This is a genomic window from Citrobacter sp. HN-141, assembly GCF_033341895.1.
Lineage (GTDB): Bacteria > Pseudomonadota > Gammaproteobacteria > Enterobacterales > Enterobacteriaceae > Citrobacter.
In genome coordinates, this window is sequence record NZ_JAWPBF010000014.1 from 61,691 (window position 1) to 77,293 (window position 15,603).

General features: G+C 54.4%; 13 protein-coding genes and 1 pseudogene. 5 read left to right on the plus strand and 9 right to left on the minus strand.

What is annotated here, in order from left to right; translation table 11 throughout:
• Window positions 1–2 precede the first annotated feature (2 nt).
• Window positions 3–686, plus strand: coding sequence for a Sel1 family TPR-like repeat protein YjcO (gene yjcO, locus RYZ59_RS17210; protein ID WP_318049712.1), 684 nt, complete (start codon window positions 3–5; stop codon window positions 684–686).
• 50 nt (window positions 687–736) lie between these two features.
• Here the strand turns inward: yjcO and gltP are convergent, their stop codons facing one another.
• From gltP to nrfA, 7 genes and pseudogenes are all read right to left on the minus strand, one after another.
• Window positions 737–2,047, minus strand: coding sequence for a glutamate/aspartate:proton symporter GltP (gene gltP, locus RYZ59_RS17215; protein ID WP_079938978.1), 1,311 nt, complete (start codon window positions 2,045–2,047; stop codon window positions 737–739).
• A 343-nt stretch (window positions 2,048–2,390) separates the two neighbouring features.
• Window positions 2,391–3,002, minus strand: coding sequence for a heme lyase NrfEFG subunit NrfG (nrfG, locus tag RYZ59_RS17220; RefSeq protein ID WP_318049715.1), 612 nt, complete (start codon window positions 3,000–3,002; stop codon window positions 2,391–2,393).
• Window positions 2,999–5,228: pseudogene (nrfF, locus tag RYZ59_RS17225) on the minus strand (heme lyase NrfEFG subunit NrfF). The gene nrfG and the pseudogene nrfF overlap by 4 nt, the downstream one beginning before the upstream one ends.
• Before the next feature lie 8 nt (window positions 5,229–5,236).
• Window positions 5,237–6,193, minus strand: a complete 957-nt coding sequence (gene nrfD / locus RYZ59_RS17230; protein WP_202037162.1) for a cytochrome c nitrite reductase subunit NrfD — start codon at window positions 6,191–6,193, stop codon at window positions 5,237–5,239.
• Window positions 6,190–6,861, minus strand: a complete 672-nt coding sequence (gene nrfC / locus RYZ59_RS17235) for a cytochrome c nitrite reductase Fe-S protein (RefSeq protein WP_318049717.1) — start codon at window positions 6,859–6,861, stop codon at window positions 6,190–6,192. Before nrfC ends, nrfD begins: the two co-directional genes overlap by 4 nt.
• The gene (gene nrfB / locus RYZ59_RS17240; protein ID WP_043018095.1) at window positions 6,858–7,424 is read right to left on the minus strand and encodes a cytochrome c nitrite reductase pentaheme subunit; all 567 of its coding nucleotides are present in this window, start codon (window positions 7,422–7,424) and stop codon (window positions 6,858–6,860) included. The genes nrfC and nrfB overlap by 4 nt, the downstream gene beginning before the upstream one ends.
• Window positions 7,425–7,468: 44 nt before the next feature.
• Window positions 7,469–8,905 (minus strand): ammonia-forming nitrite reductase cytochrome c552 subunit, encoded by a 1,437-nt coding sequence (nrfA, locus tag RYZ59_RS17245; protein ID WP_318049719.1) that lies wholly within the window; start codon window positions 8,903–8,905, stop codon window positions 7,469–7,471.
• 433 nt (window positions 8,906–9,338) lie between these two features.
• Here nrfA and acs point away from each other — a divergent pair, with 433 nt between their 5' ends.
• From acs to actP, 3 genes are all read left to right on the plus strand, one after another.
• Entirely contained in the window at window positions 9,339–11,297 is a 1,959-nt protein-coding gene (gene acs, locus RYZ59_RS17250) for an acetate--CoA ligase (RefSeq protein WP_318049721.1), read from the plus strand.
• Between the two features lie 192 nt (window positions 11,298–11,489).
• The gene (locus RYZ59_RS17255) at window positions 11,490–11,804 is read left to right on the plus strand and encodes a DUF485 domain-containing protein (protein WP_006688274.1); all 315 of its coding nucleotides are present in this window, start codon (window positions 11,490–11,492) and stop codon (window positions 11,802–11,804) included.
• A complete protein-coding gene (gene actP / locus RYZ59_RS17260; protein WP_191227905.1) occupies window positions 11,801–13,450 on the plus strand; it encodes a cation/acetate symporter ActP in 1,650 nt (549 codons plus the stop codon). Before RYZ59_RS17255 ends, actP begins: the two co-directional genes overlap by 4 nt.
• 45 nt (window positions 13,451–13,495) lie before the next feature.
• Here actP and RYZ59_RS17265 read toward each other — a convergent pair whose 3' ends face one another.
• Together RYZ59_RS17265 and RYZ59_RS17270 are read right to left on the minus strand one after the other, a co-directional pair.
• The gene (locus RYZ59_RS17265; RefSeq protein ID WP_137381170.1) at window positions 13,496–14,185 is read right to left on the minus strand and encodes an LrgB family protein; all 690 of its coding nucleotides are present in this window, start codon (window positions 14,183–14,185) and stop codon (window positions 13,496–13,498) included.
• Window positions 14,178–14,588, minus strand: a complete 411-nt coding sequence (locus RYZ59_RS17270; protein WP_271440966.1) for a CidA/LrgA family protein — start codon at window positions 14,586–14,588, stop codon at window positions 14,178–14,180. The genes RYZ59_RS17265 and RYZ59_RS17270 overlap by 8 nt, the downstream gene beginning before the upstream one ends.
• Before the next feature lie 101 nt (window positions 14,589–14,689).
• Here RYZ59_RS17270 and RYZ59_RS17275 point away from each other — a divergent pair, with 101 nt between their 5' ends.
• Window positions 14,690–15,580, plus strand: coding sequence for a LysR family transcriptional regulator (locus tag RYZ59_RS17275; RefSeq protein WP_005132605.1), 891 nt, complete (start codon window positions 14,690–14,692; stop codon window positions 15,578–15,580).
• Window positions 15,581–15,603 lie beyond the last annotated feature (23 nt).

Consider the following 15,603-nt stretch of genomic DNA (forward strand, 5'->3'; position numbering starts at 1 on the left):
AGATGAAACGACTTTTCGCCTTGATGGTGTTAATGATATGCTTTGTCCATGCCGAAGAGCCCGGTAGTCAGTTTTTGAAAGCCGCCGAGTCCGGAGACCGACGCGCACAATATTTCCTCGCTGATACCTGGTTTAGCTCAGGCGATTTGGGTAAAGCGGAATATTGGGCGCAAAAAGCCGCCGACAATGGTGATGCCGATGCTTACGCATTGCTGGCACAGATTAAGATTACCAATCCGGTCAGTCTGGATTACCCCGAGGCCAAAACGCTGGCAGAAAAAGCGACCCAGGCAGGCAGTAAGACCGGGGAAATTACGCTGGCGCGTATTCTGGTCAACACTCAGGCTGGACACACCGATTACCCCAAAGCCATTACCTTGCTGCAAAACGCCTCCGAGGACCTGGAAAACGACTCCGCCGTCGACGCGCAAATGCTGCTTGGGCTGATTTACGCCAACGGCGTGGGTATTCCCGCAGACGATGAGAAAGCGACGTGGTATTTCAAACGTAGCTCAGCCATTTCCCGCACCGGTTATTCCGAATACTGGGCCGGGATGATGTTCTTAAACGGTGAGCAGGGTTTTATCGTGAAGAATAAACAGAAAGCACTGCACTGGCTGAATCTGAGTTGTACGGAAGGATTCGATACCGGCTGCGAAGAGTTTGATAAGTTAACCAACGGGTAATGGTTTGCATTGCCGGATGAACGTAGCGCCATCCGGCAATCGGTCATTGATTACTGCGCGGTCTTATCAAATTTACCCAATACTTCGCGCTCATAGGCCAGCGCTTTCTTACGGTCAAACTTGTGTTCCCACTTGGCGATTACCAGTACCGCCAGCGCGTTACCCACCACGTTTAGCGCGGTACGCGCCATATCGAGAATACGGTCAACACCGGCGATAAATGCCAGACCTTCCAGCGGGATCCCCACGCTGCCCAGCGTTGCCAGCAGCACCACGAATGATACGCCCGGCACGCCCGCAATCCCTTTTGAGGTCACCATCAGCGTCAGCACCAGCACGATTTCCTGCCACAATGACAGGTCGATACCGTACAGCTGCGCGATAAAGATAGCGGCGATACTCTGGTACAACGTCGAACCATCCAGGTTGAATGAATAGCCGGTCGGCACCACGAAACTGGTGATTGAAGCCGGTGCGCCATAGGCTTCCATCTTCTCGATAATACGCGGCAGTACGCTCTCGGAGCTGGCGGTCGAGTAAGCCAGAATCAGCTCGTCTTTCAAAATGCGGATCAGGATCCAGATGCTCAAACCACAGATACGCGCGACAATCCCCAGCACCACCAGCGCGAAGAACAGGATGGCAAAGTGCACCAACAGCACCAGCTTCGCCAGCGGCCACAGGGAGGCAAAACCGAAGTTCGCAACGGTAACGGCAATCAGCGCGAAAACACCGACTGGCGCATAGCGCATAACCATGTGGGTCACTTTAAACATGGTTTCGGAAATAGAGCGGAACACGGTAACCAGCGGCTCGCGGTGAGTGGCCGGCAAAGAAGACAAACCTAAACCGAACAACACCGAGAAGAAGATAATCGGCAGCATATCGCCTTTTGCCATCGAGGCGACGATATTGGTCGGCACCAGTGACAAAATCGTGCCCATCAGACCATGCGCGTGGCTCTGTACTTCTGCAGTCGTGCTTTGATATTTCGAAATATCCACTGTCGCCAGTTGCGACATATCAATCCCGGAACCCGGCTGGAACACATTCGCCAGTGTGATCCCAAGGATAATCGCCACGGTGGTGATCACTTCGAAATAGAGAATAGTTTTGGCGCCAATGCGGCCCAGCTGTTTTGCATCACCGACTCCGGCGATACCGACAACCAGCGTAGAGATGACAATGGGCACAACGATCATTTTGATCAGATGGATAAAGATATCGCCCGCCGGTGACAGCAGGTTTACAACCAGCCATTCACGGCTGTCACTATGGTAATGCAGGTAACTCCCTAGCAGAATACCCAGCACCATGGCGATTAGAATCTGCCATGCCAGGCTGACTTTCAAATTTTTCATAACAACGGACTTCCTCGATGGAGCGCTATTCCACATGCGGTGTGTGGGAATAGTACATACTGAAAGGGTATGATTTGTGTTGCGTTCGTTTATGGAGTTTTTTAACGCTTATTATCATTATCATCTGCATGGCATTCCGCGCAACCCTCTAAGAACAGGGCTTTTGGCTGAATTTATGCATAAAAATGCAATTTTGTCGCGCTAATGATGAATAACTTTTTGTTATAAAAGAATTTTAATATGTTCAAAAATGAAGAAGTCATGACGTGAGTTTTTTTGCCCACTTGTTCGTTTGCCTGTTTTTTAAACAGGCAAAATGATACAAATCACAAAAAAAACAAATTTATTTTTGCCGATTCTGCAACAACTTCGCCATATTAATAGAGTCAATGAGCTGTGCCCGGTTCACTCTCGGCGAGTTTAAATCCATAACCTTTTGCCACACTGAAATCGCCTGCGCGTAATCAGCCTGCATAAACGCATCTGAGGCTAACAGCATCAGCGCGGTGACTTCTGCCGGGTCCAGCGCCAGAGCCTTATCAATCATCTCGCGAGTGGGCGGCGTCATATGTTGCCCGGCCTGGTAATACAATACCGTTGCCATCGCTGAATAGATCTCAGCATTTTCACCGCCGACACGCAGCGCCTGCTCGTAGGCCAGCAGCGCATTATGATACGCGTTTTGCCAAAGATAGTACTCCCCGAGTTGCGCCCATTTCACGCTGTCCTGTGGATTGGCGCGAATCTGCGATTGCAGCAAAAGCAACTGTTTTTCCTGAATATTTTCATCGGAGAAAGCATGTAAAGGGTCCGCCAGTCGCGTCTGCTCCTGACGAACCGCCTGCCATTTTGGCGTCAACAGGTAGCCTCCAATGCAGGCCACAACCATCAGCACCGCCGCAGCGGTCAGTCGCCTCACAGGCATTGGGCGTAACGGCGGTTCGCACTGGCTCATTGTTCACCTTCCTCCGTATGCTGACGTCTTCTCACTCGCCAGACCACCACACCTACCAGCAATAACAACAGGCACGGCAACGCCCACAGCAGCAGCGTTTGCTCATTCAACGGCGGGTTGTAGCGCACGAAATCACCATAACGCTCGGTCATCCAGGCGGTGATTTCCGCTTCGCTTTTGCCTTCAGCCACCATGCTATAAACCTGATGGCGCATACTGACCGCTACCGGCGCATTGGATTCCAGCAAGTTTTGGTTTTGACACTGTGGACAGCGCAGTTGGCTGGCAATAGACAGCGCTTGTTCCTGCTGTTGCGGGTTGGCAAACGTCCATGTGTCCACAACCTGGGCATGTGTAGCGAAAGTGATGAAAAACAGGACGAGCGTTAAGAGTAAAAACTTTTTGCCGGATGGCGCTGCGCTTATCCGGCCTACGGTTCGCGCTACCTGTAGGCCGGATAAGGCGTTTACGCCGCCATCCGGCAACGTTGTAATTAATTTACGCATCGCGCTTTCTCCCTCGCCATCCGCTCAGCAGCGCGCCAAAGACCATTAACAGTCCCCCACCCCAAATCCAGCGCACACCGGTCTGCACGTACAAGCGCATGGCATAACGGTCTGGTCCGGTTTTTTCGCCTATTACCGCGTACCAGTCATGCAGCAGGTTCCAGCGGATACCCGGTTCCATCATCTGTTGACGACGCGCGGCATAGAAGCGCCTTTCAGGTTGCAGGCTGCCAATACGTTTCTCATTGTGCCACAGCGTGATCTGCGCTTTTTCACTGGTGTAATTACCTTTGGCTTCCAGGTCGAGACGCTCAAAACGGAAAATGTAACCCGCCAGTTCAACCTGCTGCCCAGGGCTCAGGTTCAGGCTTATCTCCTGACGGCTACCGCTGGAAAAGACGATCCCCGCCGCAAACACCAGCACCCCGGCATGCGCCAACAGTGCCGGAAGCTGGATGCGGAAAGACACTTTACGGCTTCTGACCGTTGCCAGCACGATAACCAGCAGCATCAGCAGGCCAAAAGGCAGCGTAGCGCGGTTAAAGTACGGTGCGCCCACGGAGAGCCGTCCCCAGCCGAACAGCCCGTAAATCATTGGGTAGAGCGTGCCAATCAACACAATCAGCAGCACCGCACTAAAGAGCAGCAGCGCAACCAGAATCAGCATCTCGCGTGACCAACCGCCAAAACGCGCATTCTGCCGGACTTGCTGGCCCCGCCAGGCGTATAGCCCGAGCGACGCCAGACTCAACACGGTAAACAGCGCAAACAGCGGCGCGGCGCGGACATTATCCAGCGCGAAAGCGTGCACCGAAACGAGAATGCCGGAACGCACAATCAGCGTCCCCAGCAGCGATAAAATCAGCGTGACGATCGCCAGCAGCAGCGACCAGTGGCGGAAGATTCCGCGCTGGCGCGTGATATACAGGCTATGCAGCAACGCGCTGGCGGAAAGCCAGGGTAATAAGGAGGCATTTTCAACCGGGTCCCAGAACCACCAGCCGCCCCAGCCCAGCTCGCAATAGGCCCACCAGGAGCCGAGGATAATCCCCAGCGTCAGCGCGCACCAGCCGGGCAACGCCCAGCGCCAGCACACCCAGGCACCTTGCGCATTAAAGTCACCGCGCAGCAGCGAGGCCAGCGCCACGCCTGCCGCCACCATCAAACCACCGTAACCCAGATACAGTAGCGGTGGATGGAGGATTAACCCGAGATGTTGCAGCATCGGGTTAAGGTCGCGCCCTTCAATGGCTGGCGGGAAGATACGCACGAATGGATCGGACCATACCACCACAAACAGCAGCAGCAGGGCCGTTATCATTGAAAGGACGCTGAGCGTCAGCGGAAACAGCGCGTCGGTATCACGCCGATAGCGAAGAGCAAACAGCGCGCTCCAGCCAGAAAGAAACAGCACCCACAGCAGCAATGAACCTTCATGACCGCCCCATACCGCCGCCAGTTTTAATCCCCACGGCAGCAGGCTGTAGCTGTGCTGAGCAACGTAGACCACCGAAAAATCGCTGGTCAAAAAGCAGAATACCAGAATGGCAAAAGCCAGCAGCAGCAGGGTAAATTGCGCCCACGTACCCACGCAGGCCAGCTGCATCACACCCTGCCAGCGCCGGCGGAGCCCCACCAGCGCGGCAAGCGGGGTCAACACGTTGACCCCGAAACTTAACACCAGAGCCAGAAAACCGGCTTCAGGAAGGAAGACGTCCAGATATCACCTTACGCAACGGTTAGCTGTCCTGCATAGAGTATAAAAAAGCGCAGCAGCAGTACGCCGGTCAGGCTGGCGCCGCAGACTGCCAGCACGCCATGAAACGTCGAACTGCGGTTGGCCCAGGGTTTTAGCAGCATCGGTAGTATCAGCCCAAGCCCTGCCACACCCAGCCAGAACCACCAGGTCCAGAACCCACCGCCCAGCGCCGCCGCCAGCGCGCGCATTTTGCCGTCATCACCCAGCGCCAGCCCGACAAAGAAAGCCGCCAGCAGGAAGATTTCCAGCCACACCACCGGCGTTTCCATACGGTGGACAAAGTGCGCTTCGGTGCTGTGTGGGTTACTACGATGGCGTAATGCCATGGCGATTAACGCCACTGCAGCGCCGGAGGAGATCCCCGAGAACAGGAACAGCACCGGCAGGATCGGGTTATTCAGGAACGGGTAGGATTTCAACGCCGACAGCAAGAACCCGGTGTACGCCCCGAGCAGTACAGCCAGCACCAGCATCACCGTTTCAAGCATCCGGTGGAACGGTGCGATCAACGCCAGCAGTTTCGGCACGATGCTCAGGCGTGGAATGAAGCGCTGTTGTAAGGCAATCACCTCTTTTTCAAAGATTTTTGCCAGCCACAGCACCAGCACCACCATGTACAATTGAAACAGCATGACCCCCATCGACATCACTGACGTGAAGCTGTAGTGGAACATCAGCTTCCAGAAAGTCCATGGACGCGTCAGGTGGAATACCAGGATCAGCAGACCAAGAATAATGGCTCCCGGACCCAGTACCAGCGTGGTACGCAGTAACGTGCTGTCGGCACCGCCCGCTTCCGGGTGCAGCCGTCGTAACAATACCGACAGTGTCACCAGCCCGGCAGATATGCCTATCAGAAACAGATAGATGGCAATGGGCCAGTCCCACACCAGTGATTCAAAATGAAATGCAGAAGCGGGTGTCATTGGCTCACCTCCCCATATTTAAAGGGAACGCGGTAGACCTTCGGTTTCGTGCCCAGCGCCAGCTTGTAACGGTAGGTATTTTTCTGCTGCAACAACCGCGAGATTTCGCTGTTGGGGTCGTCCAGATTACCAAACGTCAGCGCTTTCGTCGGACATGACTCCACGCAGGCGGGCTGCTTGCCCGCTTTCAGGTTGGTTTTGCGGCAAAAATCGCATTTATCCGCCGTCTTGCTGACCGGATGAATAAAGCGCACGCGATAAGGACAGGCGGCGATGCAATACTGGCAACCGACGCACAGATCCGGGTTCACATCCACAATGCCGCTGGCGGCATCGCGGTACGATGCCCCCGTCGGGCAGACGTCAACGCAGGGCGCGTGATCGCAGTGCTGGCACGAGTGACGGAAGAATCGATACTTCACATCAGGAAACGTTCCTTGCGGCTCACTGCGAATAATGGTCAGACGCGATACGCCTTCCGGCACGTTGTTGACTTCGCGACAAGCATCCATGCAGGCCGTGCAGCCGATGCATAATGACTCATCATGTACCATACCGTAACGCACGCCGTTGATGTTCAGCGTCTTCGCCACAACGCGCCCCGCCGTCCCGCTCACTGCCACCAGCGCGCCGACGCCGGTGATAAACTGGCGACGAGAGCAACTCATGGATGCTCCTTAAGCAACGGTACCGACGCCGGGTTAAAGTTCGGATTGTTACGCTGATCGCTGTGGCAATCGACGCAAATCTTGATCCGTCCTTTATCGCTCAGCGTCTGCATCGTGTCTTGCTTCGGATGCAGTGAGTGACAGCTGGCACACGCCACTTTGGTTACGTGGACATCGTGCGGCCAGAACGCCTTTTGCAGCTGCTCAGGCAGGTGACAGGACATACAGACGCTGTTCTGCTGCTCCACGTTGTACATCGGCTCATTAAAGCGCATCACATCTTTCACCCCTTCACGGTGGTTCGGTGACGGCTGGCCGTGACAGTTGGTGCAGGTGACCGGCAGTTTGTTATTCGGGTTGATGACTTCCGCATGCTTACCATGCATGCCTTCGGTATCTGGCTTGTGACAGTCCAGACAGGCGGCATCCGGATTACGCTGTTGGGTAACCGTCCAGCGTTGATCCGACTCCTGCGGCGTTGGCGTGGCAGTGATTCCGCTCAGGCTCCATAACAAGCCTGACGCCAGCACCCCAGCAGTTAATAACGAACGTAATACGCTCATATTCACTCCGTTGAGTTATCCGCCCCTTGCGGGGCGAAATGGGGTTATTGGCTTAACAGACCGTTTTTACGCGCCTGATCTTCCCACTGTGGAATCACCGTTTTGATGAAGTCCTGCTTCTCAGCGTTGATTTGCTGCATGTTCAGACCAATCGCCTGCTGGGCTTTCTCTTTGGTAGAGATATCCGGCAGCGGGATTTCATGCGTGATGCCTTTGGTCGCCAGCAGACGGACCAGTTTGGTACGCGCATCAGCGGCTTTATCCATCGCGCTACCCAGCATCCGCAGGCCTTCTTCCGGCGCGTGCATATGGATACCGTGAGAAGCAATCGACAGATCCCAGCGCCATTGTGCGTGGCGAATGTCTTCCAGAATCGGCTTCATTTCCGCTTCCGTCGCACCCGCATCCCACGCAGCCTTCGCTTCGAAGTGCGCATGTACCAGCTGATCTTCAACTTTGATTCTCAGGTCATGAATCGCTTGTTTACGCTCAGCAACCACTTTTTGCAGAGACGCTTTGTCCTGGGTGTGGCAGTTGGCGCAAGTCTGTGGGAAGTTGTCGAACGGGTTACCAATCTTATGGTCGGTGTAGATCTTGCCTTCTGCGTTCTGCACTTTCGGCATGTGGCAGTCGATACAGGTCACGTTGTTTTTGCCGTGAATACCTGCGCTCCAGGTTTCATACTCCGGGTGCTGCGCTTTCAGCATTGGGGTTTTAGACAGAGAGTTGGTCCAGTCAGAGAACGCTATGTTGTCGTAGTATTTCTCCATGTTCTCGACTTTCATACCGTCATCCCATGGGAACTTAACGGCTTTGTTCTTACCGTCGAAGTAGTACTCCACGTGGCACTGACCGCAGACCATGGATTGCTGATCAAAGCGGCTGGCTTTTTCAAACGGTTTGCCGATGGTTTCCATCGCACGCTCGGCATAAGGACGCGACAGCGTCAGTTCCGGTTTCCCTTTCGCGAAATCTGCTGATGCCGTGTTATGGCAGTCAGCACAGCCGAGGTTGTTCACAATTTCCGGGCCGCCACGCGCCCATTTACCGTGGAAGTATCCATCTTCACCGTCTTTCTGGATCAGACGCGCCACATCCGGGCTTTTACAGCTCCAGCAGGCCATCGGCAACGGACCATCTTCAGCCGTTTTTGGCGCACCGGTACGTAACGTTTCACGCACATCGGTAACCGCATACGCGTGTCCACGCGGTTTGTTGTAATCGCGCGAGAATGGGTATCCCGCCCACAGGATCACCAGACGAGGGTCTTCTGCCAGCGCATCTTCACGGGCTGACTGCTCAGACGTGGCTTTCCAGGAGAGGTATTGATCGGGATGCTGAGGGGCGAAGGTTTCATTCTTCGCTTCAACGGTGACGGTCTTTGCGGGTACAGAGGTTTGCTCAGCGTGAACGGCAGTAATAAATAAAAACGGTAATATCAGGCTGAAGAAACGGCGTACGCGTGATTTTGTCCTTGCCATAGGGGTCTCATCCAGATGACGCCATTATCTGCAATGGCGGTTCTTTTATTGTTTTCCATAACAGCAACCACACAATACTGTCATGACATTGCTCCACCCTATTTGTAACAAGAAACCCCACAAGAAATGTTGTTTTTAATCAATTGTAAGTGTATGTAAAATACCACTTTAGAGTTATAACGCCCGTCTAATCTCTCACTCTTTGGTCTAATTCAGAGACAGATCACCTTTTCAACAATCCTTTAGATAACTGCATGTTATCGCGAGATTTAATCAATTTTTGCTAGTTCCCTTCAAAATTCAGTTTGTCGCTAATTTGCACAATTCGTTTATTGCGTGATCTGCCGCGCAAATACTAAACAAAACTCGCAAAGCCCCTACATTTAACGTTTATGAGACATATTATTAACATCCTACAAGGAGAACAAAAGCCATGAGCCAAATACATAAACACGCTATTCCCGCAAACATTGCGGATCGTTGCCTGATAAATCCGGAGCAGTACGCAGAGAAATACCAGCAATCCGTTAACGAACCCGACACATTTTGGGGCGAGCAGGGAAAGATTCTTGATTGGATCACGCCGTACAGCCAGGTGAAGAACACCTCCTTCGCACCAGGCAACGTGTCTATTAAATGGTACGAAGACGGCACCCTGAACCTGGCCGCAAACTGCCTCGACCGTCACCTGCAGGCAAATGGCGATCGTACCGCCATCATCTGGGAAGGCGATGACGCTACCCAAAGCAAAAACATTACCTATCGCGAGTTGCATCGCGATGTCTGCCGTTTCGCCAATACGCTACTGGATTTAGGCATTAAAAAAGGTGACGTAGTGGCCATTTATATGCCGATGGTGCCAGAGGCTGCGGTTGCCATGCTGGCCTGTGCCCGCATTGGGGCAGTGCATTCTGTCATCTTCGGTGGTTTCTCACCGGAAGCCGTCGCCGGACGTATTATCGACTCCAATTCACGTCTGGTGATCACCGCCGACGAAGGCGTACGCGCCGGGCGCGCTATCCCACTGAAAAAGAACGTGGATGATGCGCTGAAAAATCCAAACGTGAAAACCGTTGAACATGTGGTCGTCCTCAAACGTACCGGAGGTAAAACGGAGTGGCAGGAAGGCCGTGACCTGTGGTGGTCCGATCTTATCGAGAAGGCCAGCCCGGAACATCAGCCGGCAGAAATGAATGCGGAAGATCCGCTGTTTATCCTGTATACCTCTGGTTCAACCGGTAAGCCAAAAGGCGTGCTGCATACTACCGGCGGGTATCTGGTCTACGCGGCAACGACCTTTAAGTATGTGTTTGATTACCATCAGGGCGATATCTATTGGTGTACCGCTGACGTGGGTTGGGTAACCGGACACAGCTACCTGCTGTACGGTCCGCTGGCCTGCGGCGCAACCACGCTGATGTTCGAAGGCGTGCCAAACTGGCCTACCCCGGCGCGTATGTCGCAGGTTGTGGACAAGCACCAGGTCAATATTCTGTATACCGCACCGACCGCCATTCGCGCACTGATGGCAGAAGGCGACAAAGCGATTGAAGGTACTGACCGTTCGTCGCTGCGTATCCTGGGTTCCGTTGGCGAGCCGATCAACCCGGAAGCGTGGGAGTGGTACTGGAAGAAGATCGGCAACGAAAAATGCCCGGTCGTCGATACCTGGTGGCAGACCGAAACCGGGGGATTCATGATCACCCCACTGCCGGGCGCTACCGAGCTGAAAGCCGGTTCTGCAACCCGTCCGTTCTTTGGCGTACAACCTGCGATTGTCGATAACGAAGGTAATCCGCTGGAAGGCGCGACCGAAGGCAACCTGGTGATCACCGACTCCTGGCCGGGTCAGGCGAGAACACTGTTTGGCGATCACGAACGCTTTGAGCAAACCTACTTCTCTACCTTCAAGAATATGTACTTCAGCGGCGATGGCGCACGCCGTGACGAAGATGGCTACTACTGGATCACCGGTCGTGTGGACGATGTGCTGAACGTCTCCGGCCACCGTCTGGGAACGGCTGAAATCGAATCAGCGCTGGTATCGCATCCGAAGATTGCTGAAGCCGCAGTGGTCGGTATCCCGCATAACATTAAAGGTCAGGCGATCTACGCCTACGTCACGCTGAATCACGGCGAAGAACCGTCACCTGAGCTGTACGCCGAGGTTCGCAACTGGGTGCGTAAAGAAATTGGCCCGCTGGCAACGCCAGACGTGCTGCACTGGACCGACTCACTGCCGAAAACCCGCTCCGGCAAAATCATGCGCCGCATTCTGCGTAAAATCGCGGCGGGCGATACCAGCAATCTGGGCGATACCTCGACCCTCGCCGATCCTGGCGTCGTAGAGAAACTGCTCGAAGAGAAGCAGGCCATCGCGATGCCATCATAACAAAGTCCTGAAAATGCCGGATGGCGACGCGAAAGCGTCTTATCCGGCCTACAAATCTGACCCTACCCTCTCTTCACAGGGAGGGAAATATAAAAAAACCTCCCCCAAAGGATTTCGCGTTGCAGGACTGCGACAGCAGCCAGGTCATGCCTGCTGCGCGAAAGACGAAGGGGACCTCTGGAGAGCTCTGTGATGAATGACAATATTTATCAGCGGATAGAAGACAGTGCGCGTTTCAGGGAGTTAGTTGAAAAACGGCAACGGTTTGCCACCATTCTTTCCATCATCATGCTGGCAGTTTATATCAGCTTTATTTTATTGATTGCCTTTGCGCCGGGCTGGCTGGGTACTCCGCTACACGCGGGAACCAGCGTCACCCGCGGTATTCCGATTGGGGTCGGTGTGATCCTCATCTCCTTCATCCTGACCGGGATCTACATCTGGCGGGCAAACGGTGAATTCGATCGCCTGAACAATGCGGTTCTGCACGAGGTTAAAGCATCATGAAGAGAGTCCTGACGGCGCTTGCCGCCACGCTGCCCTTCGCCGCAAATGCGGCGGATGCTATTAGCGGTGCAGTCCAGCGCCAGCCAACCAACTGGCAGGCGATTATCATGTTCCTGATTTTCGTCATCTTTACGCTCGGTATTACCTACTGGGCGTCTAAACGTGTGCGTTCGCGTAATGACTATTACACCGCAGGCGGCAACATTACCGGCTTCCAGAACGGGTTAGCGATTGCGGGCGACTATATGTCAGCGGCCTCGTTCCTCGGGATTTCCGCGCTGGTGTTTACCTCGGGTTATGACGGGCTGATCTATTCACTCGGCTTCCTGGTTGGCTGGCCAATTATCCTGTTCCTGATTGCTGAGCGTCTGCGTAACCTGGGTCGTTACACCTTTGCAGACGTTGCGTCTTATCGTCTGAAGCAAGGGCCAATCCGTATTCTGTCGGCCTGTGGTTCACTGGTGGTGGTCGCACTGTATCTGATCGCCCAGATGGTCGGCGCAGGCAAGCTGATTGAACTGCTGTTTGGTCTGAACTATCACATTGCCGTGGTGCTGGTTGGCGTACTGATGATGATGTACGTGCTGTTCGGCGGCATGTTGGCGACCACCTGGGTGCAAATCATCAAAGCGGTTCTGCTGCTGTTCGGCGCCAGCTTTATGGCCTTTATGGTGATGAAGCACGTCGGCTTCAGCTTCAACAATCTGTTCACTGAAGCAATGGCGGTACACCCGAAAGGCTCCGCCATTATGAGCCCGGGCGGGCTGGTTAAAGATCCGATCTCCGCGCTGTCGTTAGGCCTCGGTCTGATGTTCGGTACGGCAGGCTTGCCGCACATCCTGATGCGCTTCTTCACGGTCAGCGATGCCCGCGAAGCGCGTAAGAGCGTGTTCTATGCGACCGGTTTTATGGGTTATTTCTATATCCTGACCTTTATCATCGGCTTTGGTGCCATCATGCTGGTAGGGGCTAATCCGGCGTACAAAGACGCTGCAGGTGCGTTGATCGGTGGTAACAACATGGCGGCGGTGCACCTGGCAAATGCAGTGGGCGGTAACCTGTTCCTCGGCTTTATCTCCGCCGTGGCATTTGCCACCATTCTGGCGGTGGTTGCCGGCCTGACGCTGGCGGGTGCATCGGCGGTTTCTCACGACCTGTATGCCAACGTGTTCCGTAAAGGCGCAACTGAACGTGAAGAGCTGCGAGTCTCGAAGATCACCGTACTGGTGTTAGGTGTGATCGCTATTCTGCTCGGCGTGCTGTTTGAGAACCAGAACATCGCCTTCATGGTGGGTCTGGCGTTTGCTATCGCGGCCAGCTGTAACTTCCCCATCATTCTGCTCTCCATGTACTGGTCACGGCTGACCACGCGCGGCGCGATGCTGGGTGGTTGGTTAGGCCTGCTGACGGCAGTGGTGCTGATGGTTCTTGGCCCAACGATTTGGGTCCAGATCCTCGGTCACGAAAAAGCCATTTTCCCGTATGAGTATCCGGCGCTGTTCTCGATAAGCGTAGCATTCCTCGGGATCTGGTTCTTCTCTGCAACCGACAACTCAGAAGAAGGCAACCGCGAGCGTGAGCAGTTCCGTGCGCAGTTCATCCGTTCCCAGACCGGGTACGGCGTAGAACAAGGTCGCGCGCACTAATCTCACTTATCCTCCGGCTTTCGGGCCGGAGGATATCGCCGAACCTCAGAACATCACTCTCGCCACCAGCGGTGCAACCAGCACCATCACCACACCGGACAGCATCATCACCAGGCTAGCCACTACGCCTTCCTGCTGACCAAGCTCATACGAGCGAGCCGTACCTGCACCGTGCGATGCTGCGCCAAACCCTGCCCCTTTGGCCATACCTTCACGGATGGAAAGCCGTAAAAACAACACATCGCCGACCGCCATACCGAATACACCGGTCACCACCACAAACAACGCCACCAGATCTGGCTGCCCACCCAAGGGTTCTGCCGCTGCCAGCGCAAACGGCGTGGTGACGGAACGTACCGCCAGGCTACGTTGGATCTCATCAGGCAGCATAAACAGACGCGCCAGCCACACGGAACTGGTGACAGCCACCAGCGTCGCCGTGATCACCCCCGCCGTCAACGACATCCAGTGACGCTTAATCACCGCGAGGTTATCGTAAACCGGAACAGCGAAGGCAATGGTCGCGGGACCTAATAGCCACAGCAGCCAGTGCGATTCACCGATATAGTTTTGCCAGGAGATATGGCCGAAGACCAGCATCAGCACCAGCAGAGCCGGGGTGAGCACTAACGGCATCAGGGGTAATTTACGAAAACGGCGATACAGACGCTTGTTGGCAAAATAGATGCCCAGCGTAATCACCAGACACAGCACGCTTAGCTGGAAATTACTCACGGTTTAGCCTGCTCATTTCATAGCGATACACTTTATCCACCACCCACGCGGTTGCGCCGAGAACCATCAGCGTGCTTATCGCAATGACGGCAAAAATACGCCAGCCATCGACCAACAGCAGTTGCGTATAGTTGACGACGGCCACCACCGCTGGAACAAAAAACAGCAGCATTTCAGCCAGTAACCAGCGGGCACCGGCGCGTATCCAGCTCAGCGGGATAATCCGACAGACAATCAGCGCCAACATCAGCACCATCCCAACCAGATTGGCGGGAAGCGGTAAATGCAGCCAGGAGACAAGATATTGAGCAAATACAAATAAACCTGCGTACAACAGTACCTGGACAGGTATCTGGAGTCGGTGAATGACAGCAGGCGTCACGCGGCTTATCGCCACAGCCATGAGGGTATGTCCTTAAAAAATAGAGAGCGCCAGTATAGAGAGCCCCCGTCGAGGACTGAAATGAATTAAACTCATTGCAGGCATAGTCTTAAGGAATAATCATGGATATCAGAACGCTGCGATATTTTGTTGAGGTGGTGCGTCAGCAGAGCTTTACCCGCGCAGCGGAGAAGCTTTTCGTCACCCAGCCCACCATCAGCAAAATGTTGAAGAACCTTGAAGACGAGCTGAACTGCACGCTGTTAATCCGCGACGGACGACGGCTGTTGCTGACCGATACCGGACAGGTTGTTTTTGAGCGCGGTCTGGCGATTTTGGCCGAGTTTCGCCAGCTTGAAGCCGAACTTAGCGACATTAACCATCTGAACAAAGGGTTATTGCGCCTTGGTATCCCGCCAATGGTCGGTATGTTGATGGCAGGTCCCATCAGCCTGTTTCGCCAGCGTTATCCCGGCGTTGAGCTTAAAATATCGGAGTTTGGTGGCTTAACCGTCCAGCAGGCAGTCATGAGCGGTGATTTGGATGTCGCCATGACGGCCCTTCCGGTCGAGGAAGAGAGTGGACTGGCAACTTTGCCGCTTTTCAGCCATCCGCTCTGCGTGCTGGTCCCGCGCTCGGGCCAGTGGACAACCTGCGAATCCATTTCCCCCGAGGCGCTGGCGGAACACCCATTACTTATCTACAACGAAGATTTCGCCTTGAGCCGTCAGTTACTGGAACTGTTTAACCAGCACGATGTAAAACCCCGCATCGCGGTACGTAGCGGGCAGTGGGATTTTCTGGCGGCCATGGTGCAAGCCGGGGTCGGTATCGCCATTTTACCGGAGCCAATTTGCCAACGGCTGGACAAACAGACGCTGCGCTGGATCCCGCTGGAGAGCGATTTACGCTGGCAACTGGGCATGATTTGGCGCGAAGGTGTGTATCTGTCGCACAGTGCTCAGGCGTGGCTGACATGCTGCGAAGGGTTTTGGCTAACGCAAGAATCGTAAGTGCCGGATGCGGCTTAACGCCT